Genomic DNA, 25,506 nt, shown 5'->3' with positions numbered 1-25,506 from the left:
GCAAGGCTTCCTGTCGGGTCAGAACAATAGGTCCAGCACAAACCACAGCAGAACCAGCCCAAAGGCAAGCCCCCAGACCCGCCACAGCATGTCGGCCGCGCGGTCGATCTCATAAGCGCCGATGCTCCGGCGGGCATCGCCGTTCATCCAGGCCAGGTCGCGCATCTGCCCGTGATAGCTGCGCGGCCCCGCCAGCGCCACGTCCAGGGCACGCGCCATGGCCGCCTCGGGCCAGCCGGCATTGGGCGAGACATGGCGGCGCGCATCGGCCACGATCGCGCGCCACCGGCCCAGGCAGCCGGACAGGCCGGCGATCATCAGGCCGGTCAGCCGCGACGGGATCAGGTTCAGCAGATCGTCCAGACGGGCGGCGGCCCAGCCGAACTCGGCATAGGTCGCGTTGCGGTATCCGACCATGCTGTCGGCGGTGTTGACGACCTTGTAGACCAAGAGCCCCGGCAGACCCGCCACCAGAAACCAGAACGCCGGCGCGATCACCCCGTCGCTGAGGTTTTCCGCGGCACTCTCGATGGCGGCCCGCGCCACCTGGCTTTCCTCCATCGCGGAGGTGTCGCGCGACACGATCCGGCCCACCGCCGCGCGCCCCTCGGGCAGCGACCGGCGCAGGGCGTCGGCCACGTCGCGCACATGGCTCACAAGCGAGTTCTGCGCCAGCAGGATCGCACAGGTGACGACCTCCACGACCGGCCCAAACGCCGACAGCACCGCCCCGGCCGCCACGCTCCCGGCCAGCAGCGCGGCCACCAGCGCGACGCCCTTCATCCGCCGGTCCCGGCCGCTGTTCCAGCGCCGGTCCAGGGCGGCGATCACATTGCCGAACAGAACCGCCGGGTGACGGATGCGCGACCACAGCCAGTCGGGCTCGCCCAGCACCGCGTCCAGGGCCATGGCGCAGGCCAGCAGAAAGGCCGGACTCACAGCGCCGCCTCGATCCGGTCCCAACTACCGGCGGGCGGCAGGCCCAGCCGCAGCCAGCTGCGGGAATAGGGAAAGATGCGGCTCCAGACATGCGCGCGCGCCAGCCGATCCTGCCAGGCGGCGGCATCCCCGACCTCATAGAGGCGAAACAGCGACGTGCCGCCGACGACCCGCGCACCCTTGCCGGTCATCAGCGCGTCGAGCCGCCCGGCCTCGGCCGTCAGCCTGTCGCGCGTGGCACGGGCCCAGCCCGTGTCGGCCAGCGCCCGCGCGCCGATCCGCAGCGCCGGGCCGGACACCGCCCAGGGACCGGTCAGGTCGTTCAGCCGCGCGACGGCCTCGGGGCGGGCAACCGCGAATCCCAGCCGCAGCCCGGCCAGCCCCCAGAATTTGCCGAAACTTTTCAGAACCACCGTTCCGGGGCGCGCGGCCAGATCGACCAGCGACGCTTCGGGCGTCACGTCGCAAAAGCTCTCGTCGATGATCGTGAGCGGAGCCGCGGCGTCGGCGGCGCGCCACAGCCGCCCGTCCGGATTGTTGGGATGAACCAGCACCCGCGCCTCGGCCGGACCGGTCGCGCGCACGGTCCAGCCCTGCGCGGCAAAGGCGGCGGCGTGTTCGTTGTAGGTGGGCGGGGTGATCTCGACCGTTCCGGGCGCCGCCAGCGCCGGCAGCCGCGCGACGATCGCCGACGCGCCCGGTGCGGGCAATATCGCGGCCCCGTCCGGAACGCCCCAGAAGGCGCGCGCCGCCGCAACCAGCGCCTCCAGCGCCGCCTGATCGGGCAGGGCGGTCCAGTCCGACGCCGCAAGATCGCCAACCGGATAGGGGTGCGGGTTGATGCCGGTCGAAAGGTCGATCCAGTCCGCCCGCGTCCCGCCATAAACCGCCACGGCCCGGTCCAGCCCGCCGCCATGGTCGCGCGGGGCGCGGGGATCGATCGGGGCGTGATCCATGTCCGGCGTCTGTGCCATGCGCGGTCCCTGCTGAAAAAAGCGCCATCGGGTGCCCTGCTTCAAGCGGATTTTCGCCACCGACACAAGCGAAACCGCAGGGCATCGGCGGGGCCGGGCCGCGATTAACCCTTTGTTAATGAAATGGCCGGATCACGGGATCGGGGGAACGGCACGTCTCCATGCATGAGGTGCCGAGGTTTTCGGAATGAATGTTCTGATCGTCGAAAGCAACCCGGATCTGGGCCAGCTCTGGCAACGGCATCTGCAGCGGCAAGGGGCCGAGGTGACGCTCGTCGCCTCGCAGGAGGCGGCGATCCTGGCGCTCTACAACACCGCCTTCGACATCATCGTGCTGGATCTGGTGCTGGATCAGGGCAGCGCGCTGGCGGTCGCGGATTTCGCCAATTACCGCCGCCCCGAGGCGCGGGTGATCTTCGTCACCAACACCACCTTCTTCTCGGACGGATCGATCTTTGCCCACAGCTCCAACGCCTGCGCCTATGTGCAAAGCGGCACCCCGCCCGAGGATCTGGCGGCCATGGTCGAACACTATGCGGCGGTGCGCTGATCGCGCCCGTGCGGCTCCCGATAGTCCAGCACCGGATTGATCGGCACGATCCGGTGCGGGTTGATGGTGTCGTGGCTGTAGTGATAGTGGCGCACGATATGCGCCATGTTCACCGTCTGCGCGATCCCCGGCCACTGGTAGAGTTCGCGCACGTAACCCCACAGGTTGGGATAGTCGATCACCCGCTTGCGGTTGCACTTGAAATGCAGGTGATACACCGGATCGAACCGGATCAGCGTCGTGAACAGGCGCCAGTCGGCCTCGGTGATCCGGTCGCCCATCAGATAGCGGTGCGTCGCCAGCCGCGCCTCCAGCCAGTCCAGCGTGTCGAACAGCGGATGCACCGCGGCGTCATAGGCGTCCTGCGTGGTCGCGAACCCGCATTTGTAGACGCCGTTGTTCAGCGTGTCGTAGATCCGGGCGTTCACCTCTTCGATGGCCTCCCGCATCGGTTCGGGCCAGTAGTCGTCGGTGTTGCCGGTGATGGCGTCGAAGGCTGAATTGAACATCCGGATGATTTCCGAGCTTTCGTTGGACACGATGGTTTCGCGCTCGATGTCCCACAGGATCGGCACCGTGACCCGCCCCGAATAGTTCGGATCGGCCTTGGTATAGATCCGGTGCGCGTGCGACAGTCCATAAAGCTGGTCCCCGGTTGCGCCATCGGCGTCCACCTCGAACGTCCAGCCCTCGTCCAGCATGTCCGGATGCACGACCGACACGCCGATGTGGTCCGTCAGCCCCTTGAGCTGGCGGAAGATCAGCGTCCGATGCGCCCAGGGGCAGGCATAGCTGACATAGAGGTGATACCGGCCCGACGCCGCCGCGAACCCGCCGCTGCCGGACGGGCCCGGCGCGCCATCGGGGGTGATCCAGTTGCGAAACTGCGCCGCCGACCGCCGGAAGGCGCCACCGGACGATTTCGTGTCATACCACCGGTCCTGCCACTGGCCGTCCACAAGCAAACCCATGTCACATCCTCCTGCTGAGGTTCGGAACAGACAATAGGGCCCGCCGCCGGCCCTGCCCACCGAAAGCGCCGCGCACGGCCCCTGCGCCTGCGCACAAGCCCGTTGGCGTTTCGGCAACATCCGACGGAACGTCCCGCCCGCCGGTGACTTCTTCACTGGACATTTACCAAGGCTGTTGCAGACTCGTATGTGATTGAGGGGGAAGTCTTTTATGTCGACTTACATTTCCAGGGAAATGCGCGAGGAATTGAATGCCGCGCGCATTGCATCATTGAAGAAAGCCAGCCGATTGCAGGTGGAGGCCGATGGCGAATACCACCGCGTTCTGCGCCTGTGGCGCGACGGTTTCGCGGTCGAATCGGAAACGACGCCGCAGCTGCGCGGCTTGGTCGATCTCTACGACGGAAACAATCACCTGTATCAATGCCTGATTGTTGCCGCCGAGGAAGAGGCGGGCGAAATGCGCTACGAGTTCAAGCGCAACACGCGCGCCGCCGACAAGGCGCCGCTGGATTTCTACCGGTCTCCGGACGCGCCGATCGCGCTGCTCGGCAAAGAGGACTAGCGGCCGCCCGCTATTGCAGATCCCGGAACGCGTGGCGCAGCCGCCCGCAGGCGTCCTCGACCCTGGCCCTCTGGGTGGCCAGGTTGAAGCGCTGAAAGCTCTCGCCGCCGGTGCCGAAGCCGGGACCGTGCGAGGTGGCGATCCTGGCGTCCTCGCGCAGTCGCCGCACGACCTCGTCGGTCGTCATCCCGGTGCCCGAGAAATCGACCCAGGCCAGATAGGTCGCCTGCAACGGCATCGACCACAGGCCGGGGATCGCCGCGATGGTTTCATCGAAAACCTTTCGGTTGGCGTCCAGATGGGCCATCTGCGCGTCCACCCAATCCGCGCCTTCGGGGCCGTAGGCCGCGGTGATCATCGTCACGCCAAGCGCGCTCGGGCCGTAATCCAACGTGTTCAGCCGCTGCCGCATGGCCGCGCGCAGATCGGGATCGGGGATGATCATGTTGCCGGTGCGCTGCCCGGCGATGTTGAACGTCTTCGAGGGCGCGGTCAGCGTGACGGTCCAGGCGCGAGCCTCGGGCGCGGCCACATCCATCGGCACGAAACGGTTCCCCGGATAGACCAGATCGTGATGCACCTCGTCCGAGACCAGGATCAGGCCGTTGCGCCGCGCGAATTCCGCCACCGCGCGCAGCTCCGCCGGCGTCCAGATCCGGCCCGACGGGTTCTGCGGCGAACACCAAAGCAGCAGCTTTTCCGACCCGTCGAGGCGCGACTGGGCGTCCTCAAGATCCAGCGCATAGGTGTCGCCTTCCCGCACCAGCGGGCATTCCACCACCCGCCGCCCGGCCTTGTTCACCTTGTGCGCGAACTCGTGATAGACCGGCGGAAACGTCACCACCCCGTCGCCGGGCTCGGTCCAGACATCGAGGCACAGCGCAATGGCGTTGCCCAGCCCCTGCGTGGTCAGAACCCAGTCGGTGTCGATCTGCCAGCCATGGCGGTTGGCCATCCACCACCGCACCGCGTCCAGATACTCGGGATGCTCCCAGGAATACCCGAAAATCCCGTGATCGGCTGCCCTGCGCAGCGCGTCGATGACGCAGGGGGCGGTGGGATAGTCGGAATCCGCCGTCCACATGGCCAGCCCGTCCTCGGGCGAAACCCCATACAGCCTTTCCATCTTGTCCCACTTCGAGCTGTGGGTGCCGCGGCGGTCGATCAGGTCGTTGAAGGTCATGCGTGCTCCGTCCATTGCGTCGAAAGCTAACGGCTATTCGCGCGGGCGCAAGGGGGGCGTTGCGGTAGACCGCGCAATGACCTAAATCAGCCCCATGAAACGCAATATCCTGATCCATCCCGACCCCCGCCTGAAAAAGGTCTGCGATCCGGTGGCCGACATCACCGACGACCTGCGCAAGCTGGCGGCGGACATGCTCGAGACGATGTATGACGCGCCCGGCATCGGCCTGGCCGCGCCGCAGGTCGGCGTGCTCGAGCGGCTGATCGTCCTGGATTGCGTCAAGGAGGAAGGCGCCGCGCCGCGGCCGCTGATCATGTTCAACCCCGAGGTCGTTGCGGCCTCGGACGAAACCAATGTCTACGAGGAAGGCTGCCTGTCGATCCCCGATCAATACGCCGAGATCACCCGCCCGAAGGCGGTCGAGGTGGCGTGGATGGACCAGGACGGCAACCCGCAGAGCGAGTCCTTCGACGGGCTCTGGGCGACCTGCGTCCAGCACGAGATCGATCACCTCAACGGCAAGCTGTTCATCGACTATCTCAAACCGCTCAAGCGCCAGATGATCACCCGCAAGATGCAGAAGCTCAAGCGCGAGCGAGCCCGCGCGTGAGCGTCCTGCCGATCCTAACCTGGCCCGACCCGCGGCTGTCGCAGAAATGCGACCCCGTCGCGGGCGTGGTGCCGCAGGATCTGATCCGGAACATGTTCGACACGATGTATGCCGCGCAGGGCCGGGGACTCGCCGCGCCGCAGGTGGGCGTGATGCAGCGGTTCTTCGTGATGGATTGCGGCTGGAAAGACGGCGAGCCGGCGCCGATGGTGATGATCAACCCGGTCATCATGGCGGCCGAACGCATCCCCGAGGTGATGGAGGAAGGCTGCCTGTCGATCCCTGGCCTCACCGTTCCGGTGGAGCGGCCCAAGGCCGTGACCGTGCAATGGACCGCGGCCGAGGGCGACATCCACATGGCCGATTTCGACGGGTTCGAGGCGCGCTGCATCCAGCATGAATTCGACCACCTGAACGGCGTGGTGACGCTCGACCACCTGACCGCCGAGGCCCGCAAACGCGCCGAGGCCAGCTATCGCGAGGGCCGGCGATGACCGTGCGCCCCTGCCTGCCCTGGCCCGACAAGCGGCTGCGCACCGCCGCCGCCGAAGTGATCGAAATCACCGACGAGATCCGCGCCATCTGGGACGACATGATCGACACGATGGAGGCGATGCCGGGCGTCGGCCTCGCCGCGCCGCAGATCGGCGTGATGCTGCGCCTGGCCGTCGTCGATGGCTCGGCCGAGCGCGGCCGGGCGGTGCGGCTCGCCAATCCCGAGATCCTGCACGCCTCGGTCGAACTGCGCGAACACGAAGAGGCCAGCCCGAACCTGCCGGGCGTCTCGGCCAGGGTCAAGCGGCCCCGCGCCGTCACCGTCCGCTTTCTGAACGAACACGGCATGATGGACCGGCGCGAGTTCGTCGGCATCGAGGCGACCAGCGTGCAGCACCAGATCGACCATCTGAACGGCCGCATGTTTTTCGACCGCCTCGGCAAGGTCAAGCGCGACATGCTGCTGCGCAAGGCGAAGAAACTGGGGTAGGCGGGCATGCGCATCATCTTCATGGGAACGCCCGACTTCTCGGTGCCGGTGCTGGACGCGCTGGTGCAGGCCGGTCACGACATCGCCGCCGTCTACTGCCAGCCGCCGCGCCCCGCGGGCCGGGGCAAGAAAGACCGGCCTACGCCGGTGCACGCCCGTGCCGCCGAACTGGGCCTGCCGGTGCGCCATCCGACCTCGCTCAGATCGGCCGAGGAACAGGCCGAATTCGCCGCGCTGGGGGCCGATGTTGCCGTGGTCGTGGCCTATGGGCTGATCCTGCCGCAACCCATCCTGGACGCGCCCCGGCACGGCTGCCTGAACATCCATGCCAGCCTGCTGCCGCGCTGGCGCGGCGCGGCGCCGATCCACCGGGCGATCATGGCCGGCGATGCCGAGACCGGCATCTGCATCATGCAGATGGAGGCCGGTCTGGACACCGGCCCCGTCCTTCTGCGCAAGGCCACGCCGATCGGCCCCGAGGAGACCACCGCCCAACTGCATGACCGCCTGTCGGCGATGGGCGCGGAACTGATCGTCGAGGCGCTGGACCGGCTGGACGACCTCACGCCCGAGCCGCAGCCCGAGGCCGGCGCGACCTATGCCGCCAAGATCGACAAGGCCGAGGCGCGGGTGGACTGGACCCGCCCCGCCGCCGAGATCGACCGCCAGATCCGCGGCCTGTCGCCCTTTCCCGGCGCCTGGACGGAAATCGAGGGCGAGCGCGTCAAGCTGCTGGCCTCGCGCCTGGCGGACGGGCGGGGCGACCCCGGGCAGGTGCTCGACGACACCCTGCGCGTCGCCTGCGGCGCGGGGGCGGTCGAACTGCTGCGCTTGCAAAGGGCGGGCAAGGGCGCGCAGGATAGAGAAGCGTTCCTCAGAGGCTGGCCGGTTGCTGCGGGAACCCGACTGCATACGGAGTAGCGCCTCATGTTCAGCGTCCTGGTGGGAACGGTCTTCATCGCGGGAATGGTCGGATACCTGTCCGAAGTGACCGGGTTCACCCGCAACGGCTATCTCCAGTCGATCCTGATCTGCATCGGCGGCGCCTTCGTCTTTTTCTTCCTGCGGATCATGTTCGGGATCGGGTTCGGCGTTCCCGGTCTGGACGCGGTGCTCTCATCCATCGGCGCCCTGATCATCGTGCCGACCCGCTGGAGGAAGTGACATGCATGTGATCGCCCTCATCATCGTCGGCGCCGCCGCCGGATTCCTGGCGACCCGGCTGATGCGGATCGAGTCGGACATCCCCACCACCATGCTCATCGGCATCGTCGGCGCGCTGATCGGCGGGCTGATCCTGCGGACCCTGCTGGCGGTCATGGGCTGGCTGTCGGGCTTCGTCGGCGCGGTGCTGGGCGCGCTTCTGGTGATCTGGATCTGGCAGACCTATTTCCGCCGCTGATCTGCGCCCGCCGCAACCTTTGTGCCGCCGGGATTTCTCGTCTAAACTGTTGATCAAACAGTGCCGGAGGCGCCTATGCGGTTTTGCGCGGTACTTCTGTTTTGTCTCATGCTGCCGGTCGCGGCCCTTGCCGACCGGGTTGCTCTGGTGATCGGCAACTCGGACTACCGCGCCGTCGCCCGTCTGGCCAATCCGGTCAACGACTCCACCGCCGTGGCCAGCCTGCTGGAAACCCAGGGCTTCGAGGTGGTCCGCGCCGACAATCTCGACCGCGCGCAGATGCGCGAAACCCTGCGGAACTTCCGGTCCAAGGCGGACCGCGCCGATTTCGCCCTGGTCTACTATGCCGGGCACGGGATCGAGGTGAACGGCGTCAACTATCTGGTGCCGGTGGATGCCCGGCTCGAGGACGTGCGCGATGCGGGGCTCGAAATGGTCGAGATGGACCTGATCCTGCGGCAGATTTCCGGCGCCAGCCGGATGAAGATGATCGTTCTGGATGCTTGCCGCAACAACCCCTTCGTGGCGCGGATGATGCTGCGCGGCGGCACCCGCAGCGTCCGCCAGGGCCTCGCCGATGTCCGCACCACCGAGGCCGACACCCTGATCGCCTATGCCGCGGCCGCCGGCGAGATCACGCCCGATGGCGTCGCGGGCACCAATTCGCCCTTCACCTCGGCCTTTCTGGCCGCGATGGACGGTCCGCCCACCGATGTGCGCCAGTTGCTGGGCCGGGTGCGCGACCGGATGCGGCGCACGGTGCCGGGTGCGGCGCCCTTCGTCTATTCCTCGCTGGGCGGCGAGGAATACGTGATCAACCCCAACAGCCGGGGCGGCGGGGGCGACGGGACCGGGGCCGGAACGCCGCAAACCTCGTCGATCTCCCGCGACTTCATCGAGGCCGACCGCCGGAACAGCTTTGACGTGTGGGACGATTTCCTGATCAAGTTCGAAGACCAGAGCGCCCACCCGCTCTATGCCTTCGCCCTGGAAAAGCGCGAACAGCTCCGGCCCCGCGACACCGAACCGGCACAACCCGCCCCGACGCCGGACCCGAACGAAACCGCCGCCCTGCTGCAACCCGACGACCCGCCGGACCCGCAGCCCGCGCCCCAGGCGCCCGAGCCGGAACCGGACCTGACCCTCGACGCGGCCACCCGCCTGGCCCAGACCGGCCTGAAAGAGCGCGGCTGCTACGGCGGCGCCATCGACGGCGCCTTCGGGCGGCAGTCCAGGGCGGCGCGGGACGCCTTTCTGAAACAGGCGGGCGTGCCCTTGAGTGACGAATACCAGGGCGGCATAGACGGCTATCGCGCCCTGCTGGCGGTGTTGGACGCCCATCCGGACGTGACCTGCCCCACGGTGGCCCGCGCCGAACCGCCGCCGCGGACCACCACGGCACGACCCCGCAGCACGACCACGACCACGACCACGCGCCAGCCGACCACGACGACACCCGCGGCACCCAGGCAAGACACCGGCGGCGCGGTCGTGCGCGAGGACGCGACCAAGCTCGTGCCCTATTCCCGCGCCGACTGCATCGGCCCGCGCGCCAAATTCTACGACTGCGACTGAGCCTTGCTCTTGAAGGGCTTCATGCCCATCCGCGCCAGTTCGTCGGCGCGCTCGTTCTCGGGGTGCCCGGCATGGCCCTTGACCCACTCCCAGGTCACATCATGACGGTGCTGGGCCGCGTCCAGCCGCTGCCACAGCTCGGCATTCTTCACCGGCTTCCTGTTCGCGGTCTTCCAGCCGTTCTTCTTCCACCCGAAAATCCAGCCGGTGACGCCGTTCTTGACATAGGCGCTGTCGGTCACGACGGTGATCCGCGACGGCCGCTCCAGCGTCTCCAGCGCATGGATCGCGGCCAGCAGCTCCATCCGGTTGTTGGTGGTCTCGGCCTCGCCGCCCTTGAGTTCCCGCTCCTTCACAACGCGGTCGCCGTCCATGGCGCGCAGCAGCACGCCCCAGCCGCCGGGGCCGGGATTGCCGGAACAGGCGCCGTCGGTATAGGCGAAAAGCTCAGGCATGGGCCAGCACGAGGATGAAGCCGTCATACGACCCGGCCAGTCCCTTGCCCATGCCGGTGGTGATCCGGTCGATCCCGAACCCGGCCTCGGCCAGCGCGTCTTCGATCTCGGGCTGCGTGTAGTAGGTATAGAACCGGTCCAGTTCGTCGCGATGCTCCCCGGTTCCCAGCTTCATGCCCAGAAACAGCACGCCTCGGGGCTTCAGCGCCCGGTGGATGGCCCGCAAGTGGCGCGGAAACTCCGTACGCGGGGCGTGGAGCAGGGAAAAGCTGGCATAGATGCCGTCATATTCGGCGGATTCGGTCACGTCATCGAACGTGCCCAGATGCGCATCCACGCCGATTTCGCGCGCCTTGTCCACGAATTCGGCGGTGGCATCCAGCGCCCGGACCCGCAGTCCCCGGCGCAGGAAGAACGCGCTGTCCGACCCCGGCCCGGCCCCCAGGTCCAGAACATATCCGCCGGGGGCGACGGCATCGGCAAAGGCCTCGCGCGACTCGATCTGCTCGGCGGGCAGGGGAATCTTCAGATACTCGTCCAGGCGCGCCGAATAGGCGTCGATCGTTCTGCGATCCGGCATCAGGCGGTCTCTCGCAGAACCCGCGGCACCTTGAATTCCACGTTCTCGACCGCCGTTTCGACCGTTTCCACCGTGACCTCGTACCGCGCCCGGAACGCTTCGATCACCTCATCGACCAGCTCTTCCGGCGCCGATGCCCCAGCGGTGACGCCGACCGAGCCGATGCCCTCCAGCGCCCGCCAGTCGATGTCGCCGGCGCGCTGCACCAGTTGCGCATACCGGCAGCCCGCCTTGGCGGCGACCTCGACCAGACGGCGCGAGTTCGAAGAATTCGGCGCGCCCACCACCAGCAGCGCGTCGGACTTGGGCGCGATCGCCTTGACCGCCTCCTGCCGGTTGGTGGTGGCATAGCAGATGTCTTCCTTGTGCGGCCCGACGATGCCGGGAAACCGCGCCTGCAGCGCCGCCACGATGTCGCGGGTGTCATCCACCGACAGCGTGGTCTGCGTGACATAGGCCAGCCGCTCGGGGTCGCGCACCTGCACCGTCGCCACATCCTCGACCGTTTCCACCAGCAGCACCTCGCCCGCGGGCAACTGGCCCATGGTGCCCACCGTTTCCGGATGGCCCTTGTGGCCGATCATGATCATCTGCAGCCCGGCCTCGGCATGGCGCTGCGCCTCGATATGCACCTTGGACACCAGCGGGCAGGTGGCATCGACATAGATCATGTTGCGCCGTTCCGCCTCGGCGGGAACCGATTTCGGGACGCCATGCGCGGAAAAGATCACCGGGCGGTCATCGGGGCAGTCCTGCAGGTCCTCGACAAAGACCGCGCCCTTGGCCCGCAGCCCGTCCACCACGAACTTGTTGTGCACGATCTCGTGGCGCACATAGACCGGCGCGCCCCATTTCCCAAGCGCCATCTCGACGATCTTGATGGCGCGGTCCACCCCGGCGCAGAACCCGCGCGGCGCAGCCAGATAAAGGGTCAGCGGCGTTTTCGGCATCGGCAACATCTCCTTGCCGCAGACAGGTAAGGCTTTTCGCCGGGCACGTCCAGTGACCGCGGATTCGTCATTTTCCTGACACCTTCCGCTGCTATCCCGGATTCGATTTCAGCACGAGTGATTGTTAAGGGGTGCGGTCGGGATCGTCAGATCCTGACCGTTCCATTCCCCTTCCGGGTCGCCGTCCGCTGCAAAGGCTCAGCGGCCTACTTGCCGCCCGCCGCCGCATAGCTGCGGTCTTCCACCGGAACGTCCCGCGGCGGGCGTCCGATGACGTCGCGCAGCTCCTCCAGCTCGATGAAATTGTCGGCCTGCCGGCGCAGGTCGTCCGAGATCATCGGCGGCTGGCTGCGGATCGTCGAGACGACCGAAACCCGCACGCCCTGGCGCTGCAGGCTGGCCACCAGCGGGCGGAAATCCCCGTCGCCCGAAAACAGCACGATATGATCGACGCGCGGCGCCAGCTCCATGGCATCCACGGTCAGTTCGATATCCATGTTCCCCTTGACCTTCCGGCGGCCCATGCTGTCGGTGTATTCCTTGGCCGGCTTCGTCACCATCGTGAACCCGTTGTAGTGCAGCCAGTCCACCAGCGGTCTGATCGGCGAATATTCGTCGTTTTCCAGCAGCGCAGTGTAATAGAAAGCCCTGAGCAATTTGCCGCGGCGCATGAATTCCTGGCGCAGCAACTTGTAGTCGATGTCAAAACCCAGGGCTTTTGCGGCGGCATATAGATTCGAGCCGTCGATGAACAGCGCTAGCCGTTCGTCCTTATAAAACATAAAATTTTTCCTTCCGGTGTGCCCATACCGCCGGAGTGTTCCGTGAGTGAGTAAGAAAAGGTCGGCGAAATGGTGTTCCTAATGTAAGAGATTTGAGTCGTATCGCAAGTATTCTCGGACCCCGCACACGGCCAAATCATGACTTTGAAGCCCCCCCAGATCGTTCTGGCGCTCGGAGCGAACCTTGACTACGGGGATAACCCCCCCGCCGAAACGCTGCGCCGGGCGCTCGGCGCCCTGGCGGCGGCCGGAGTGGTGATTCGGTCGGTGAGCCGGTTTTTCGCCACCCCCTGCTTTCCGGCCGGCGCCGGGCCCGACTACGTGAATGCCGCCGCCACCCTGCAGACCGATCTGGAGCCCCAGGCCCTGCTGGACCTGCTGCACCGCATCGAGCACGAGTTCGGCCGCGCCCGGGCGCAGCGGTGGGGGATGCGGACGCTCGATCTCGACATCGTCTGCTGGGGCGACCGGATTCTGCCCGATCCGCAGGAATACGACCGCTGGCGGACCCTGCCGCCCGCGCGCCAGATCGAGGTCGCGCCCGAGCGGCTGATCCTGCCGCATCCGCGCCTGCAGGACCGCGCCTTCGTGCTGGTGCCCATGGCCGATATCTGCCCCGGCTGGCGCCATCCGGTTCTGGACCGCACCGTGCGCCAGATGCTGGCGGATCTGCCCGCCGCCGAGGTGGCCGCCGTAAAACCGCTTTGAACGCGCAATTCCTGGCATTTCGCGCTTGTCAAGCGGGGGATTCCCGCTTAGATAAGCCCCTTCCTGACACGGTTTCAGATTGGAGAGTGGCTCATGGCCCGCGTGACGGTAGAAGACTGCGTTGACAAGGTTCCCAACCGGTTCGAACTGGTGATGCTCGCCGCACATCGCGCCCGCGAAATCTCGGCCGGCGCGCCCATCTCCGTGGACCGCGACAACGACAAGAACCCGGTCGTGGCCCTGCGCGAGATCGCCGACGAAGCCCAGAGCGCGGACGAGCTGCGCGAACGCCTGATCGAGGCCAACCAGACCCAGATCGAGGTGGACGAGCCCGAAGAGGATCAGATGGCGCTGCTGATGGGCGCCGAGACGGACAAGCCGGCGGAAGACGACATGTCCGAAGAAAAGCTCCTGCGCGCCCTCATGGAGGCTCAGGGCCAGGGGTAAGCCCGGCACGGGAAGGTGCGGACCGGATGATCTCAGCAGAAGACCTGATTGCGCTGGTCCGCAATTACAATCCAAAGACCAACGAAGACCGCCTCGCCCGGGCCTACGCCTTCGGCGAGAAGATGCACGAGGGGCAGTTCCGCCATTCCGGCGAGCCCTATTTCTCCCATCCCGTCGCCGTCGCCGCCATCCTGACCGAACAGCGGCTGGACGACGCGACCATCATCACCGCCCTGCTGCACGACACGATCGAGGACACCAAGGCCAGCTACGGCCAGGTTGCCGAACTGTTCGGCGACGAGGTGGCGATGCTGGTCGATGGCGTCACCAAGCTGACCAACCTCCAGCTCTCCAGCCACGAGACCAAGCAGGCCGAGAACTTCCGCAAGCTGTTCATGGCCATGTCCAAGGATCTGCGGGTGATTCTGGTCAAGCTGGCCGACCGGCTGCACAACATGCGCACGATCAAGGCGATGCGCCCGGACAAACAGGTGGTCAAGGCGCGCGAAACCATGGACATCTACGCGCCGCTCGCGGGCCGCATGGGGATGCAGTGGATGCGCGAGGAGCTCGAGGATCTCGCCTTCCGCGTCCTCAACCCCGAAGGCCGCCAGTCGATCATCCGCCGCTTCATCACCCTGCAGCGCGAAACCGGCGACGTGATCCACCGCATCACCGGCGACATGCGGCACGAGCTGGACAAGGCCGGGATCGACGCCGAGGTGTTCGGCCGCGCCAAGAAACCCTATTCGATCTGGCGCAAGATGCAGGAGAAGGAACAGGGGTTTTCGCGCCTCTCCGACATCTACGGATTCCGCATCATCACCCAGTCGGAAGAGGATTGCTACCGCACCCTGGGCGCCATCCATCAGCGTTGGCGGGCGGTTCCGGGGCGGTTCAAGGACTATATCAGCCAGCCGAAATCGAACGGCTACCGCTCGATCCACACCACGGTCTCGGGCCGCGACGGCAAACGGGTCGAGGTGCAGATCCGCACCCGCCAGATGCACGACGTGGCCGAAACAGGGGTGGCGGCGCACTGGTCCTATCGCGACGGGGTGCGCTCGGAAAACCCCTTTGCCGTCGATCCGGCCAAGTGGATTTCCAGCCTGACCGAACAGTTCGACACCGAGGAGGACCACGAGGACTTCCTCGAAGCGGTCAAGCTGGAGATGTATTCCGACCAGGTGTTCTGCTTCACCCCCAAGGGCGACGTGGTGAAACTGCCGCGCGGCGCGACGCCGATCGATTTCGCCTATGCCATCCACACGCGCATCGGCCACGCCTGCGTCGGCGCCAAGGTCGATGGCATCCGGGTGCCGCTCTGGACCCGGCTCAAGAACGGGCAGTCGGTGGACATCATCACCGCCGACGGCCAGACCCCGCAGGTCACATGGCTGGAAATCGCGGTGACGGGCAAGGCGCGCACCGCCATCCGCCGCGCCCTGCGCGAAGTGGACCGCGAACGCTTCATCAAGCTCGGCCGCGAACTGGCCCGCGCCGCCTTCGAGCATGTCGGCCGCAAGGCCACGGACAAGGCGCTCGACACCGCCGCCAAGCACTTGCGCCTCAAGGACCGCGGCGAGCTTCTGGCCCGGCTGGGCAGCGCCGAACTGACCGCGCACGAGGTGATCGGCGCGGTCTATCCCGAACTCACCCAGGACGAGGGCGACACCGTTCCGATGCGCCGCGCGGTGATCGGTCTGGAGCCGGGGCAGAGCTTTGAGCGCGCGCCCTGCTGCCAGCCCCTGCCGGGCGAACGGATCGTCGGGATCACCTATCGCGGCAAGGGCGTGATCGTCCACGCCATCGACTGCGACCGCCTCTCCACCTACGAGGACCAGCCGGAACGCTGGGTCGATCTGCACTGGCATTCCGGCACCCACCCGGCGGTCTACGGCGCGACGCTGGACCTGACCATCGGCAACGACGCCGGCGTGCTGGGACGTATTTGCACATTGATCGGCGAGAAAAAGGCCAATATCTCGAACCTGGAATTCGTGGACCGGAAACCGGACTTTTACCGACTGCTGATCAACGTCGAATTGCGGGATGTCGAACAATTGCATTCGTTGATTCTGATGCTGGAGGCGGAAAGTGACGTCGCCGCCGTCGAGCGGTATCGGGAACCTGCGCCCGTAGCAACGCAAACCGGCTGAAGAGGACGATCAGGAGTGGTATTCAAGCGCCGAGACCGACGCTCCCCCGTCCAGATCGCCTCGGAGTTCGTGTACCCGCGCGGGGGTTGGACCCGCGCCTTCCACTATGTCAAGCACCGCGTCCGGCGCCTGCCGGATTCCCCCGAACGCATCGCGCGCGGCGTCGGGGCGGGGGTCTTTGCCTCGTTCACCCCCTTCTACGGGATGCATTTCGTCATCGCCGCCCTGCTGGCCCGCCTGATCAACGGCAATTTTCTCGCCTCGCTCAGCGGCACGTTTTTCGGCAATCCGCTGACCTATGTCCCGATCGGCGTGATCTGCCTGCAGACCGGCCATTTCCTTCTGGGCACCGACTTCGACGAGGGCGACACCAAGGGCCTGATGGGCAAGTTCGCCAGCGCCCTGTCGGATCTCAAGGACAATTTCATCGCGCTCTTCACCGACCGGGACGCGGACTGGCGCGGGCTTGCGGTCTTCTATGACGAGGTGTTCTTTCCCTACCTGATCGGCGGCATCCTTCCCGGCATCGTCGCCGGTGTGGTCTGCTACTATCTCAGCCTGCCGCTGATCCGCACCTATCAGCTGCGGCGGCGCGCCAAGATCAAGGCGAAATTCGAGGAAATCAAGCGCCTGGCGCATGTCAGGACTGCCGCTCCACCGTCAAACCCACTAGGCTCGCCGGCACGGCAGGAAAAGGATTCGAGCGATGTCTGAGCATCATCTGCGTCTGGGCGTGAACATCGACCACGTGGCCACCGTCCGCAACGCCCGCGGCGGCGCCTATCCCGACCCGCTGCGCGCCGCCAAACTGGCCGAAGAGGCGGGCGCCGACGGCATCACCGCGCATCTGCGCGAAGACCGCCGCCACATCTCGGACGCCGATATCGAAGGGCTGATGGAGGTTCTCTCGGTGCCGCTGAACTTCGAGATGGCGGCGACCGACGAGATGCAGAGGATCGCCCTGCGCCACAAGCCGCACGCGGTCTGCATCGTGCCCGAAAAGCGCGAGGAACGCACCACCGAAGGCGGGCTCGAAGTCGCGCGCGAGGAAAACAGGCTGGCCCATTACATCGCCCCCCTGCGCGAGGCCGGTTGCCGGGTGTCGATCTTCATCGCCGCCGACCGCAAGCAGATCGAGGCCGCCCACCGCATCGGCGCCGAGGTGATCGAGCTGCACACCGGCGCCTATTGCGACGCCCATGCCGAGGGCCACGCGGACGTGGCCGACCGCGAATTGCAGGCCCTGCGCGAGATGTCCGCCTATGCCCATTCCCTGGGGCTCGAAGTGCACGCCGGCCACGGCCTGACCTACGACACCGTTCAGCCCGTGGCGGCCTTCCCCGAAGTGCGCGAACTCAACATCGGCCACTTCCTGATCGGCGAAGCCATCTTCCGCGGCCTCACCCCTGCCATCCGGGAAATGCGCCGCCTGATGGACGAGGCGCGGGCGCACTCCCGGCCGACAAAGGCCGACATCTGACATGATCCTCGGCATCGGCACCGATCTGGCCAATATCGACCGCATCCAGGGCACGCTCGACCGGTTCGGCGACCGGTTCCGCAACCGGGTCTTCACCGAGACCGAACAGCGCAAGGCCGAACGCCGCGCCGACACCGCAGGCACCTATGCCAAGCGATGGGCCGCGAAAGAAGCGTGTTCCAAGGCGCTGGGCACCGGTCTGCGCATGGGCATCGCCTGGAAGGACATGGCGGTGTCCAACCTGCGCAGCGGCCAGCCGGTGATGCACGTGACCGGCTGGGCGGCCGAGCGGCTCAGGGAACTGACCCCCGAAGGGCACGAGGCGATCATCCACGTCACCCTGACCGACGATCACCCCTGGGCGCAGGCCTTCGTGGTGATCGAGGCGCGTCCCGTGGCGGAACACGACGCCCAGCCTTGACTCGCCCCCACCCGCCCCGCATGTAGCAGCCCATCAGAGCAAGGACTGGAGAGCAGCATGGCCGAGAAAGCCAAATCCGGAAGCGCATTCTGGGAGACGATCAAGACCATCGTCTATGCCCTGCTGATCGCGGGCGTCTTCCGCACGCTGTTCTTTCAGCCGTTCTGGATTCCCTCGGGCTCGATGAAACAGACGCTGCTGATCGGCGATTTCCTGTTCGTCAACAAGATGGCCTACGGCTATTCCTACGCCTCCTGTCCCAGCCTGATCCTCCCCCGTTTCGGCATCAACATCGACGCCAAGAACATCTGCGGCTGGATCCGGGGCGACAATACCCGCATCCTCGGCGGCGAACCCGAACGCGGCGACGTGGTGGTCTTTCGCCACCCGGTCTCGGGCCGCGACTACATCAAGCGCCTGATCGGCCTGCCGGGCGACCGGATCCAGATCCGCGAGGGCGTGCTGATCATCAACGGAACACCCGTCAAACTGCAGGACGACGGCGTGTTCGAAGAGATCGAGGAACCGCAGGGGCCGCAGCGGCTGCGGCCGCGCTGCGAAAACGGCCCGGTCGGCCTCGGCGGCCTCTGCCTCAAGTCCCGCCAGATCGAAACCCTGCCCAACGGCGTCTCGCACACGATCCTGAACATCGGCAACCAGGCGTCCGACAATACCGGCATCTATGTCGTGCCCGAAGGCCACTTTTTCTTCATGGGCGACAACCGCGACAATTCCAGCGACAGCCGCCTGCCGCAGGCGGCGGGGGGCGTCGGCTTCGTGCCCTACGAGAACCTGATCGGCCGCGCCGACCGCGTGATGTTCTCGTCGGCGGGCCGGTCGATGCTGTTCTTCTGGACCTGGCGCGGCGACCGGTTCTTCAAGGCGATCCATTGACTCTCTCGGCTGATCTGAAGGCGTTCCAGGACCGCATCGGGTACGAATTCCAGCGCCCGAAGCTGCTGCAACGGGCGCTGACGCATGGCTCGGTCTCCTCGGCCACCCGGCCCGACAACCAGCGGCTCGAATTCCTCGGCGACCGGGTGCTGGGCCTGGTCATGGCCACTGCCCTGCTCGAAGCCGACAAGGACGCGACCGAGGGCCAGCTGGCCCCCCGCTTCAACGCGCTGGTGCGCAAGGAAACCTGCGCCGACGTGGCGCGCCAGGTCGATTTGGGCGCGGTGCTGAAACTCGGCCGGTCCGAGATGCTGTCGGGCGGCCGCCGCAAGCAGGCGCTTCTGGGTGACGCGATGGAGGCGGTGATCGCCGCCGTCTACCGCGACGGCGGGTTCGAGGCGGCGCGCGACGTGATCCTGCACCTCTGGGGCGACCGCATCCACCAGGTCGAAGAGGATGCCCGCGACGCCAAGACCGCGCTGCAGGAATGGGCGCAGGCCCGGCGGCAGAAACCGCCCGCCTATGTCGAGGTGGCGCGCAGCGGCCCCGACCACGCCCCCACCTTCACCATCGCCGTCCGGCTGCAGGACGGGACCGAGGCGCAGGCGACCGCAGGCTCGAAACGCCAGGCCGAACAGGCCGCCGCCAAGGCGCTGCTCGACCGGCTAGGCTGACCGCGAAACGCCGTCAGACCGGCATGCAGCAGCCGCGCCCGGTGGCTTCCGCCGCGTTGGGCACGGGGGCGCTGGCGACCAGCGCCGGCACCGCCGGGGTGGCGCCGTTCAGAACCAGATCGCGCAGCCTGTCCCAGGCGAACTGCGTCCCCGGATCGGTTCTCCGGCCGGGGTCGAGCTTGGCATGGCTGACCACATGCCTGAGGTTGGGGTATTTCGCCCAGCAATAGCGTATGATCTCGGCGGTGGCTTCGATCTGCCAGTCGGAAAACGCATCGTTCGGCGTCTGCGCGTTCACCACCTCGATGCCCAGCGAGAAATGGTTGGTCCGGTTGCGCCCGTTCCAGACATCGGGATGCGACACCGCGTTGCGGACATGCCAGGCGGCGCGGGCCTCGTGGCAGGTCGCCCAGACGAACTGCCCGTGCTGCGCCTCGTTCTCGTCCGGCACCAGCCAGTGAAAGCTGGCCCGCCCGGCGGTGATCACGCTGGCCGCCCCGGCCGAGGACGACCCCGCCGTGGCATGCACCACCACCGCGCGGACGCCCAGGATGGAATCGAACATGCGGCTGGACGAGGCCCGGATCGCCGCAGGCCGTATGCCGGGATACCATTCCTCGTTCAGGGGCGAATGCGCGGGTCGGCCGGCGTCGGGCAGATCGAACTGATACGTCCTGGGATCACTCATCATCTGTCTCCGAAATCTGTGTCATGAAATGAAATTCGTGCAAAATCCTAGCAATTTTGGCGCGAAAAGTCACATTGGCGCCGCCGTCGTCGGCCCCGTCCGGGCAGGATCGCGGGCACCTCCCGTCGCCCGCGCGCCAAATCCCTCTGGCCCGGCGCCGCAATCTCCTATAGGGGTTCTGGCCGGCAAACAGGACAGCAAGACATGACAAGACGCGCCGGATTCATCGCCCTGATCGGCGAGCCCAATGCGGGCAAATCCACCCTTCTCAACCGCATGGTCGGGGCCAAGGTCTCGATCGTGACGCACAAGGTGCAGACCACCCGCGCCCGCATCCGCGGCGTGGCGATGGAGGGCGAGGCGCAACTGGTCTTTGTCGATACGCCCGGCCTGTTCAAACCGCGCCGCCGGCTGGACCGTGCCATGGTGGCGGCGGCCTGGGGCGGGGCGGCGGATGCCGACATCGTGGTGCTGCTGGTCGAGGCGCATCGCGGCATCACCGAAGGGGTCGAGAGGATTCTCGAAGGTCTCACCGAGATCGGGCAGGGCCGCACCGTGGCGCTGGCGATCAACAAGATCGACAAGGTGCCGTCCGAGGTGCTGCTGGGCCTCACCCGCGACCTGAACGACCGCTACCCGTTTGCCGAAACCTTCATGATCTCGGCCGAAAAGGGCCATGGCGTCGATGACCTGCGCAAATGGCTCGCCTCGGAACTGCCCGAGGGGCCGTGGCTCTACCCCGAGGATCAGATCGCCGACCTGCCCATGCGCATGATCGCCGCCGAGATGACGCGCGAGAAACTGACCCTGCGCCTGCACCAGGAACTGCCCTACCAGCTGACGGTCGAAACCGAAAGCTGGCAGGAACGCAAGGACGGTTCGGCCCGCGTCGATCAGGTGATCTATGTCGCCCGCGACGGCCACAAGGGCATCGTCCTGGGCAAGCGCGGCGAAACCATCAAGGCGGTCAGCCAGGCCGCGCGCGCCGAACTCGAAGCGTTTCTGGGCCGCAAGGTCCACCTGTTCCTGCAGGTCAAGGTGCGGCCCAACTGGCTGGAAGAGGCCGAGCGTTATTCGGAAATGGGCCTGGATTTCAAAGACGGCAACGCATGACCCGGCTGACCGCGCAATTCTGGGTCCACGCCTACCTGGCCCGGCTGCGCCTGCGCGACATTCCGGCCTTTGTCGTGGCCCATGGCGACGACACCGCCGGCGCGGTCCTGGTCAAGCTCAACACGCTGGACGGTCAGGCGGCGGCCTTTCAGCGCAGCTTCGACCTGCTCAGCGGCGCGCGGCAATGGGTCGAACTCGCCTCCGGCCCCGAGGCCGAGGTGGATGCCGCCGTCGCCCGCCAGCGCGGCTTTGACCCCGACCTCTGGGTGATCGAGGTCGAAGACCGGCAGGGCCGCCACCTTCTGGGCGAGGACGGGCTGGACTAGGCCGCAGCCTTGCCAAACCCGCGCGCCGCGGCGTACCGTGCCCGCAGGTACCGGAACCGCAAGGAGGCGCGATCATGGCCGAGCAGTCACGGAAAACGGCAGGGGCGATCCGCGCCCTCTGCGGCGCAACCCTCCTGAGCCTCGCCGCCAGCGCCGGTCTGGCCCAGTCGGCCACCGTGGACCCGCCGATCAACTGCGCCACCGCCGAAGGCGACATTCGCGCGCTCAACTCCGAACTCGATCACGTCAACAAGCAGCAGGCCCTCGACATCGCCGCGGTGACGCCCGCGGGCGCGCTGATCGGCCTGGTGACGGGAACCGAGAAAAAGCGGTTCGAAATGCTCACCGGCGAATATCAGGACAAGCTCAAGGCGCGCATCGCGGCGATCCAGGCGAAATGCGGCTAGCGCCGCCGCACCCCGGTCTGTCCGCTACCATCCGCCGGTCTTGGCATGGATATCGTGGCCCGTTGCGCTGGGCGCGCCGCCGGCGAAGTCCCGCACCTGCGCCGCGAAGGTCTTGAAGTAGTCCTGCGCCTGCACGTGCGCCAGCGTCTCCTTGCCGTCCCAGCGCCCCCAATGGAACCGGGTCTCGCCATCGTCCGCCACCGCGACCTGATAGGTGAACCTGCCCGCCGCCCGCGGATCGCCGTCGATGGCCCGGATGAAGGCGTCGATCGCCGATTGCCAGGCGCCCTCGTCGCCCGAATACCGGTAGGTGATGGTAATGCCGCGCATGGCGCACCTCCTTTTTAACGTAACCGTTAAACAATGACGCGCCGACCGGCCCTGTCAACCCCGACCCCTTGCGACCGGTCCGGTGTTGAGGGCATTCTGGCCCGAGGCAACGGGCAGGGCGCGCGATGGACTGGCGGGATCACGGCATATTGCTGACGGCGCGCCCGCATGGCGAGACCGCAGCGATCATCGAAGTGTTCACCGAGCACCACGGCCGCCATGCCGGCGTCGTGCGCGGCGGCACCAGCCGCAAGATCGCACCCATCCTGCAACCCGGCGCGCAGCTCGACGTGACCTGGCGCGCCCGGCTCGAAGACCATATCGGCACCTTCGCCGTCGAACCCCTGCGGTCGCGCGCCGCGGCGGCGTTCTCGGGTCGGCTGGCGCTGGCCGGGCTGAACGCGGTGGTGTCGCTGCTGTCCTTCTGCCTGCCCGAACGCGAACCGCATCCCGCCCTCTACCGGCGCACCGAACAACTGCTCGACCTGCTGGGACAGGACGGGATCTGGCCGCTCGCCTATCTGCGCTGGGAGCTGGCGCTGCTGGACGAGCTGGGCTTCGGCCTCGACCTGACCCGCTGCGCCGTCACCGGCGCGACCGAGGGGCTGGTCTATGTCTCGCCGAAATCCGGCCGCGCGGTGACGGTGCAGGGGGCAGGGGACTGGGCCGACCGGATGCTGCCCCTGCCGCCCTGCCTGCGCGGCCAAGGACCGGCCCCCGATGCCGAGGTGGCCGAGGCGCTGCGGACCACCGGCCATTTTCTGGAACACCACGTCGCGCCGGCGCTGGGCAACCGGCCGCTGCCCGAGGCGCGGGCGCGGTTCCTGGCGCAGTTCACCCGCGCGCTCTGAACACCATCTCGTGACCCGCGTCGTTGCGCAGGATCAGAACGTCGCCCGACACTTCCGACAGGGTCATCGCCATCAGCGCCGCAAAAAACGTGCCCTCGGCCTCAAGGTCGGGACAGGCCCGCTGCGTCGCGGCGATGTCGCGCAGCTCGAACCACGGATAGGGCGCGTCCAGCACGCCGGAGAAGGAATTGCACGGGCCATCCCCGGCGATCCGTCCCGGCTCGGGAAAGGTCAGGGTCGCACGGGGCCCGAACGGCTGCCCGTCGATCTCCTGCAGGGTCCAGGTCTTGTCCGCGGCGCCATAGGCGGCCACGGATTCATCGCGCTCGCACTGCCAGAAGGCCAGCAGAGGCAGGATCAGCACAAGACGCAACATGCGACCTCCGGTTCCCGGGCGGGTTTCCTGCCGGCACCCTAATCCGGTTCGGCGCCCCTGTCTGCCCTGGCGTCGGGGTGGCGGTCGGGGTGTTGCCGAAGGTTGCCGGAGAACCGACCATGGGCACAGCGCAGACTTCGAGGCGCAAAGCCGCTCCTCTTGGACCCGGATTTCTGGTATGTATGGTGATCCGTCCGAAAGGACCGCACCAATGAACTATGACGATTTTGCCGCGGCCGAAAAGGCCGGCTGGTCGGAAGACGCGCGTGTAGACACCTATGTGGATCTTTTCGCGCCGGTTTCCGATCAACTGATCCCGACTTTGGTCGGGGCCGTGGGGGCCGCGCCGGGCAAGACCATTCTGGATCTGTGTTGTGGGCATGGAAACGCGGCGGACGCGCTGGCGAAAAAGGGCGCGACCGTCATCGGTCTGGACTTCTCGCCGGCCATGCTTTCCCGCGCCCGGACCCGCGTGCCGCAGGCGACCTTTGTCCAGGGCGATGCCGCCGACCTGCCGATGGAAGACGACCGGTTCGATGCGGTCGTGTGCAATGTCGGGTTCGGGCATTTGCCCGACGCGGACGCGGTGCTTTCCGAAATTGCCAGAGTGCTCCGTCCCGGCGGCATGGCCGCTCTGACATCGTGGCGAGAGCCCGAAGTTTCGCCGACGTTCCAAATCCTGTTTTCCGCGGTGAAAGCACATGGCGATCCGACGCTTGCGCCTCCGGCCCCCGATTTCCACCTGTTTTCAAGGCGCACGGCGGCCAAGGACGCGCTTGTTGCAGCCGGCTTCACCAACCCGGTCTTCGCAGACATCGATGTGGCGTTCGAATTCTCGGATCCCAGTGGCTTTGCCGATGTGTTCGAATACGCAACGGTGCGCGCCGCCATGCTGATCCGGTCTCAGAACCCTTCCGCCCGCAGCGCCATTCGCAATGCAGTGACCGATCAGGTTCGAAAGGACTTCGCGGTTGGAGAGGGCACCTGGCGCGTTCCGTTTCCGGCAACCATGGTGACGGCCCGTGCATAGGGGCGACCGCCGCGCGCTGAACTCGGCTCAAGAGGATCGGCAAGAAAAGGTGCTTCTGCACTGACCGTTGTGTTTCTGGATGCGGTGGCCTGCCTCCCGGCGCTGCGACACCCCGGTGTCCCATGCCCGCTCCGAATTCCCGGCAGCAGATATGGCGCGACACCGGAGCCGGCGGAAAGCGTGCAGGATGGCGCCTCTATCGGCGTCCGCACCCGGAAAAACACCTAGCCATCTGGCTATGTTTTTCTTGACGACAGAGATTTGCGTCGTTACTTAGCCATATGGATAACAAACTTGACGCCCTCTTTTCCGCCCTTGCCGACCCGACCCGGCGCGCCGTGATCGAGCGCCTGATCACCGGCCCGGCCGCGGTGTCAGATCTGCATGATCCTCACGACATGGCCCTTCCGTCCTTTCTGAAGCATCTCGGCAAACTCGAATCCGCCGGGATGATCCGGTCCGAAAAGATCGGCCGGGTCCGCATGGTGCATATCGAAGCGGCCCCGATTGCCGAAGCGGAGGGGTGGCTGAAACAGCAGCGGCGCCTCTGGGAAGGCCGCCTCGACCGCCTGTCCGCTCTCGCCGAGCGCATTGAGAAGGAAAGCAACGATGGCTGACTATGATACCGTGGTGTTGGAACGCGACATCGCCTGTGCCCCCGACCGGCTCTTTCACGTGATCACCGATCGCGAACTGCGCCAGACATGGGCCGCGCCCGACGACGAAAGCGTCGTCCTCATCGACACGTATGATTGTCGCCCCGGAGGCCGAGAGGAAACGCGATGCGGACCGAAAGAAGCCCCGGAATTCAACACGATCGGTCTCTTTCACGTTGTCACGCCCGATTTTCTGTCCTTCACGGAAACGCTCTTTGTAGGCGGGCAGCTGATGTCGATCTCACTTTGCGGACACGAAATCTCCAAAAGCGATGTCGGCAGCACCCTGCGCGTCACCCTGCAGATCACCAGCCTCGCCGGGCCGGACCTCTTCGAAGACTACCGAAACGGTTGGTCCGCAGCCCTCGACAACCTCTCAAGGCTGGCGTCAGGCGGCGACCGATCCTGACCGGGCCTGACGC

General features: G+C 66.7%; 35 protein-coding genes. 24 read left to right on the top strand and 11 right to left on the bottom strand.

Annotated elements, in window-relative coordinates:
* Window positions 1-18 precede the first annotated feature (18 nt).
* A complete protein-coding gene (cbiB, locus tag AC2FNJ_RS08310) occupies window positions 19-939 on the bottom strand; it encodes an adenosylcobinamide-phosphate synthase CbiB (protein ID WP_496763755.1) in 921 nt (306 codons plus the stop codon).
* Window positions 936-1,913 carry a threonine-phosphate decarboxylase CobD gene (cobD, locus tag AC2FNJ_RS08305; protein ID WP_496763754.1) on the bottom strand — a complete coding sequence of 326 codons (978 nt, stop codon included), beginning with the start codon at window positions 1,911-1,913 and terminating at the stop codon, window positions 936-938. The genes cbiB and cobD overlap by 4 nt, the downstream gene beginning before the upstream one ends.
* 187 nt (window positions 1,914-2,100) lie before the next feature.
* Here cobD and AC2FNJ_RS08300 point away from each other — a divergent pair, with 187 nt between their 5' ends.
* Window positions 2,101-2,463: a response regulator transcription factor gene (locus tag AC2FNJ_RS08300; protein WP_496763753.1), complete on the top strand. Its 363-nt coding sequence runs from the start codon at window positions 2,101-2,103 to the stop codon at window positions 2,461-2,463.
* On the opposite strand, the gene AC2FNJ_RS08295 is transcribed toward AC2FNJ_RS08300, so the two are convergent.
* Window positions 2,445-3,434, bottom strand: a complete 990-nt coding sequence (locus AC2FNJ_RS08295) for a glutathione S-transferase family protein (RefSeq protein WP_496763752.1) — start codon at window positions 3,432-3,434, stop codon at window positions 2,445-2,447. The two genes, AC2FNJ_RS08300 and AC2FNJ_RS08295, sit on opposite strands and share 19 nt — an antisense overlap.
* Window positions 3,435-3,645: 211 nt before the next feature.
* Here AC2FNJ_RS08295 and AC2FNJ_RS08290 point away from each other — a divergent pair, with 211 nt between their 5' ends.
* Window positions 3,646-3,999, top strand: a complete 354-nt coding sequence (locus AC2FNJ_RS08290) for a hypothetical protein (protein WP_496763751.1) — start codon at window positions 3,646-3,648, stop codon at window positions 3,997-3,999.
* Between the two features lie 10 nt (window positions 4,000-4,009).
* Here the strand turns inward: AC2FNJ_RS08290 and AC2FNJ_RS08285 are convergent, their stop codons facing one another.
* Window positions 4,010-5,182, bottom strand: coding sequence for a MalY/PatB family protein (locus tag AC2FNJ_RS08285; protein ID WP_496763750.1), 1,173 nt, complete (start codon window positions 5,180-5,182; stop codon window positions 4,010-4,012).
* Between the two features lie 94 nt (window positions 5,183-5,276).
* Here AC2FNJ_RS08285 and def (AC2FNJ_RS08280) point away from each other — a divergent pair, with 94 nt between their 5' ends.
* From def (AC2FNJ_RS08280) to AC2FNJ_RS08250, 7 genes are all read left to right on the top strand, one after another.
* Window positions 5,277-5,795, top strand: coding sequence for a peptide deformylase (def, locus tag AC2FNJ_RS08280; RefSeq protein ID WP_496763749.1), 519 nt, complete (start codon window positions 5,277-5,279; stop codon window positions 5,793-5,795).
* Complete coding sequence (def, locus tag AC2FNJ_RS08275; RefSeq protein WP_496763748.1) at window positions 5,792-6,289, top strand: peptide deformylase; 498 nt, start codon at window positions 5,792-5,794, stop codon at window positions 6,287-6,289. The genes def (AC2FNJ_RS08280) and def (AC2FNJ_RS08275) overlap by 4 nt, the downstream gene beginning before the upstream one ends.
* A complete protein-coding gene (gene def, locus AC2FNJ_RS08270; protein ID WP_496763747.1) occupies window positions 6,286-6,780 on the top strand; it encodes a peptide deformylase in 495 nt (164 codons plus the stop codon). The genes def (AC2FNJ_RS08275) and def (AC2FNJ_RS08270) overlap by 4 nt, the downstream gene beginning before the upstream one ends.
* 6 nt (window positions 6,781-6,786) lie before the next feature.
* On the top strand, window positions 6,787-7,701 hold the full coding sequence (gene fmt, locus AC2FNJ_RS08265; protein WP_496763746.1) for a methionyl-tRNA formyltransferase: 915 nt from the start codon (window positions 6,787-6,789) through the stop codon (window positions 7,699-7,701).
* 6 nt (window positions 7,702-7,707) lie between these two features.
* The gene (locus AC2FNJ_RS08260) at window positions 7,708-7,944 is read left to right on the top strand and encodes a hypothetical protein (protein WP_496763745.1); all 237 of its coding nucleotides are present in this window, start codon (window positions 7,708-7,710) and stop codon (window positions 7,942-7,944) included.
* Between the two features lies 1 nt (window position 7,945).
* Window positions 7,946-8,182: a GlsB/YeaQ/YmgE family stress response membrane protein gene (locus AC2FNJ_RS08255; RefSeq protein ID WP_496763744.1), complete on the top strand. Its 237-nt coding sequence runs from the start codon at window positions 7,946-7,948 to the stop codon at window positions 8,180-8,182.
* 75 nt (window positions 8,183-8,257) lie between these two features.
* Window positions 8,258-9,757 carry a caspase family protein gene (locus AC2FNJ_RS08250; protein ID WP_496763743.1) on the top strand — a complete coding sequence of 500 codons (1,500 nt, stop codon included), beginning with the start codon at window positions 8,258-8,260 and terminating at the stop codon, window positions 9,755-9,757.
* Here the strand turns inward: AC2FNJ_RS08250 and rnhA are convergent.
* From rnhA to AC2FNJ_RS08230, 4 genes are all read right to left on the bottom strand, one after another.
* Window positions 9,742-10,212, bottom strand: a complete 471-nt coding sequence (gene rnhA, locus AC2FNJ_RS08245; RefSeq protein WP_496763742.1) for a ribonuclease HI — start codon at window positions 10,210-10,212, stop codon at window positions 9,742-9,744. The two genes, AC2FNJ_RS08250 and rnhA, sit on opposite strands and share 16 nt — an antisense overlap.
* Window positions 10,205-10,792, bottom strand: coding sequence for a class I SAM-dependent methyltransferase (locus AC2FNJ_RS08240; protein ID WP_496763741.1), 588 nt, complete (start codon window positions 10,790-10,792; stop codon window positions 10,205-10,207). The genes rnhA and AC2FNJ_RS08240 overlap by 8 nt, the downstream gene beginning before the upstream one ends.
* Window positions 10,792-11,742 carry a 4-hydroxy-3-methylbut-2-enyl diphosphate reductase gene (ispH, locus tag AC2FNJ_RS08235; protein ID WP_496763740.1) on the bottom strand — a complete coding sequence of 317 codons (951 nt, stop codon included), beginning with the start codon at window positions 11,740-11,742 and terminating at the stop codon, window positions 10,792-10,794. The genes AC2FNJ_RS08240 and ispH overlap by 1 nt, the downstream gene beginning before the upstream one ends.
* A 206-nt stretch (window positions 11,743-11,948) precedes the next feature.
* Window positions 11,949-12,524 (bottom strand): LabA-like NYN domain-containing protein, encoded by a 576-nt coding sequence (locus AC2FNJ_RS08230; RefSeq protein ID WP_496763739.1) that lies wholly within the window; start codon window positions 12,522-12,524, stop codon window positions 11,949-11,951.
* Window positions 12,525-12,662: 138 nt separating this feature from the next.
* Between AC2FNJ_RS08230 and folK the strand changes: the two genes are divergently transcribed.
* From folK to rnc, 8 genes are all read left to right on the top strand, one after another.
* On the top strand, window positions 12,663-13,232 hold the full coding sequence (folK, locus tag AC2FNJ_RS08225; protein WP_496763738.1) for a 2-amino-4-hydroxy-6-hydroxymethyldihydropteridine diphosphokinase: 570 nt from the start codon (window positions 12,663-12,665) through the stop codon (window positions 13,230-13,232).
* A 93-nt stretch (window positions 13,233-13,325) separates the two neighbouring features.
* On the top strand, window positions 13,326-13,679 hold the full coding sequence (gene rpoZ, locus AC2FNJ_RS08220) for a DNA-directed RNA polymerase subunit omega (RefSeq protein ID WP_496763737.1): 354 nt from the start codon (window positions 13,326-13,328) through the stop codon (window positions 13,677-13,679).
* Window positions 13,680-13,705: 26 nt separating this feature from the next.
* A complete protein-coding gene (locus AC2FNJ_RS08215) occupies window positions 13,706-15,838 on the top strand; it encodes a RelA/SpoT family protein (RefSeq protein ID WP_496763736.1) in 2,133 nt (710 codons plus the stop codon).
* 15 nt (window positions 15,839-15,853) lie between these two features.
* Window positions 15,854-16,552 (top strand): DUF2062 domain-containing protein, encoded by a 699-nt coding sequence (locus tag AC2FNJ_RS08210; RefSeq protein WP_496763735.1) that lies wholly within the window; start codon window positions 15,854-15,856, stop codon window positions 16,550-16,552.
* Window positions 16,545-17,318, top strand: a complete 774-nt coding sequence (locus AC2FNJ_RS08205; protein ID WP_496763734.1) for a pyridoxine 5'-phosphate synthase — start codon at window positions 16,545-16,547, stop codon at window positions 17,316-17,318. The genes AC2FNJ_RS08210 and AC2FNJ_RS08205 overlap by 8 nt, the downstream gene beginning before the upstream one ends.
* 1 nt (window position 17,319) lies before the next feature.
* The gene (acpS, locus tag AC2FNJ_RS08200) at window positions 17,320-17,739 is read left to right on the top strand and encodes a holo-ACP synthase (RefSeq protein ID WP_496763733.1); all 420 of its coding nucleotides are present in this window, start codon (window positions 17,320-17,322) and stop codon (window positions 17,737-17,739) included.
* A 57-nt stretch (window positions 17,740-17,796) separates the two neighbouring features.
* The gene (gene lepB / locus AC2FNJ_RS08195) at window positions 17,797-18,633 is read left to right on the top strand and encodes a signal peptidase I (protein WP_496763732.1); all 837 of its coding nucleotides are present in this window, start codon (window positions 17,797-17,799) and stop codon (window positions 18,631-18,633) included.
* Window positions 18,630-19,307 carry a ribonuclease III gene (gene rnc / locus AC2FNJ_RS08190; RefSeq protein WP_496763731.1) on the top strand — a complete coding sequence of 226 codons (678 nt, stop codon included), beginning with the start codon at window positions 18,630-18,632 and terminating at the stop codon, window positions 19,305-19,307. Before lepB ends, rnc begins: the two co-directional genes overlap by 4 nt.
* A gap of 13 nt (window positions 19,308-19,320) precedes the next feature.
* Here rnc and AC2FNJ_RS08185 read toward each other — a convergent pair whose 3' ends face one another.
* Window positions 19,321-19,995 (bottom strand): N-acetylmuramoyl-L-alanine amidase, encoded by a 675-nt coding sequence (locus AC2FNJ_RS08185; protein ID WP_496763730.1) that lies wholly within the window; start codon window positions 19,993-19,995, stop codon window positions 19,321-19,323.
* A gap of 204 nt (window positions 19,996-20,199) precedes the next feature.
* On the opposite strand from AC2FNJ_RS08185, the gene era reads away from it, so the two are divergent.
* From era to AC2FNJ_RS08170, 3 genes are all read left to right on the top strand, one after another.
* On the top strand, window positions 20,200-21,108 hold the full coding sequence (era, locus tag AC2FNJ_RS08180) for a GTPase Era (RefSeq protein ID WP_496763729.1): 909 nt from the start codon (window positions 20,200-20,202) through the stop codon (window positions 21,106-21,108).
* Entirely contained in the window at window positions 21,105-21,434 is a 330-nt protein-coding gene (locus AC2FNJ_RS08175) for a DUF1491 family protein (protein ID WP_496763728.1), read from the top strand. Before era ends, AC2FNJ_RS08175 begins: the two co-directional genes overlap by 4 nt.
* Before the next feature lie 74 nt (window positions 21,435-21,508).
* Window positions 21,509-21,841, top strand: a complete 333-nt coding sequence (locus tag AC2FNJ_RS08170) for a hypothetical protein (RefSeq protein ID WP_496763727.1) — start codon at window positions 21,509-21,511, stop codon at window positions 21,839-21,841.
* 24 nt (window positions 21,842-21,865) lie between these two features.
* On the opposite strand, the gene AC2FNJ_RS08165 is transcribed toward AC2FNJ_RS08170, so the two are convergent.
* Entirely contained in the window at window positions 21,866-22,171 is a 306-nt protein-coding gene (locus tag AC2FNJ_RS08165) for a hypothetical protein (RefSeq protein ID WP_496763726.1), read from the bottom strand.
* A 125-nt stretch (window positions 22,172-22,296) separates the two neighbouring features.
* On the opposite strand from AC2FNJ_RS08165, the gene recO reads away from it, so the two are divergent.
* A complete protein-coding gene (gene recO, locus AC2FNJ_RS08160) occupies window positions 22,297-23,022 on the top strand; it encodes a DNA repair protein RecO (protein ID WP_496763725.1) in 726 nt (241 codons plus the stop codon).
* Here the strand turns inward: recO and AC2FNJ_RS08155 are convergent.
* On the bottom strand, window positions 23,006-23,398 hold the full coding sequence (locus tag AC2FNJ_RS08155) for an META domain-containing protein (protein ID WP_496763724.1): 393 nt from the start codon (window positions 23,396-23,398) through the stop codon (window positions 23,006-23,008). The genes recO and AC2FNJ_RS08155 overlap by 17 nt on opposite strands.
* Before the next feature lie 211 nt (window positions 23,399-23,609).
* On the opposite strand from AC2FNJ_RS08155, the gene AC2FNJ_RS08150 reads away from it, so the two are divergent.
* The 3 genes from AC2FNJ_RS08150 (at window position 23,610) to AC2FNJ_RS08140 (ending at window position 25,493) form a co-directional block, all read left to right on the top strand.
* Complete coding sequence (locus AC2FNJ_RS08150; protein ID WP_496763723.1) at window positions 23,610-24,428, top strand: class I SAM-dependent methyltransferase; 819 nt, start codon at window positions 23,610-23,612, stop codon at window positions 24,426-24,428.
* A gap of 281 nt (window positions 24,429-24,709) precedes the next feature.
* Window positions 24,710-25,045 (top strand): ArsR/SmtB family transcription factor, encoded by a 336-nt coding sequence (locus AC2FNJ_RS08145; RefSeq protein ID WP_496763722.1) that lies wholly within the window; start codon window positions 24,710-24,712, stop codon window positions 25,043-25,045.
* Window positions 25,038-25,493, top strand: coding sequence for an SRPBCC domain-containing protein (locus tag AC2FNJ_RS08140; RefSeq protein ID WP_496763721.1), 456 nt, complete (start codon window positions 25,038-25,040; stop codon window positions 25,491-25,493). The genes AC2FNJ_RS08145 and AC2FNJ_RS08140 overlap by 8 nt, the downstream gene beginning before the upstream one ends.
* Window positions 25,494-25,506: the final 13 nt, after the last annotated feature.

The sequence above is a fragment of the Ruegeria sp. BHSB196 genome (assembly GCF_059613135.1).
The sequence above is the reverse complement of the archived record's forward strand: the minus strand, read 5'-3'. Positions and strand labels throughout refer to the sequence as shown.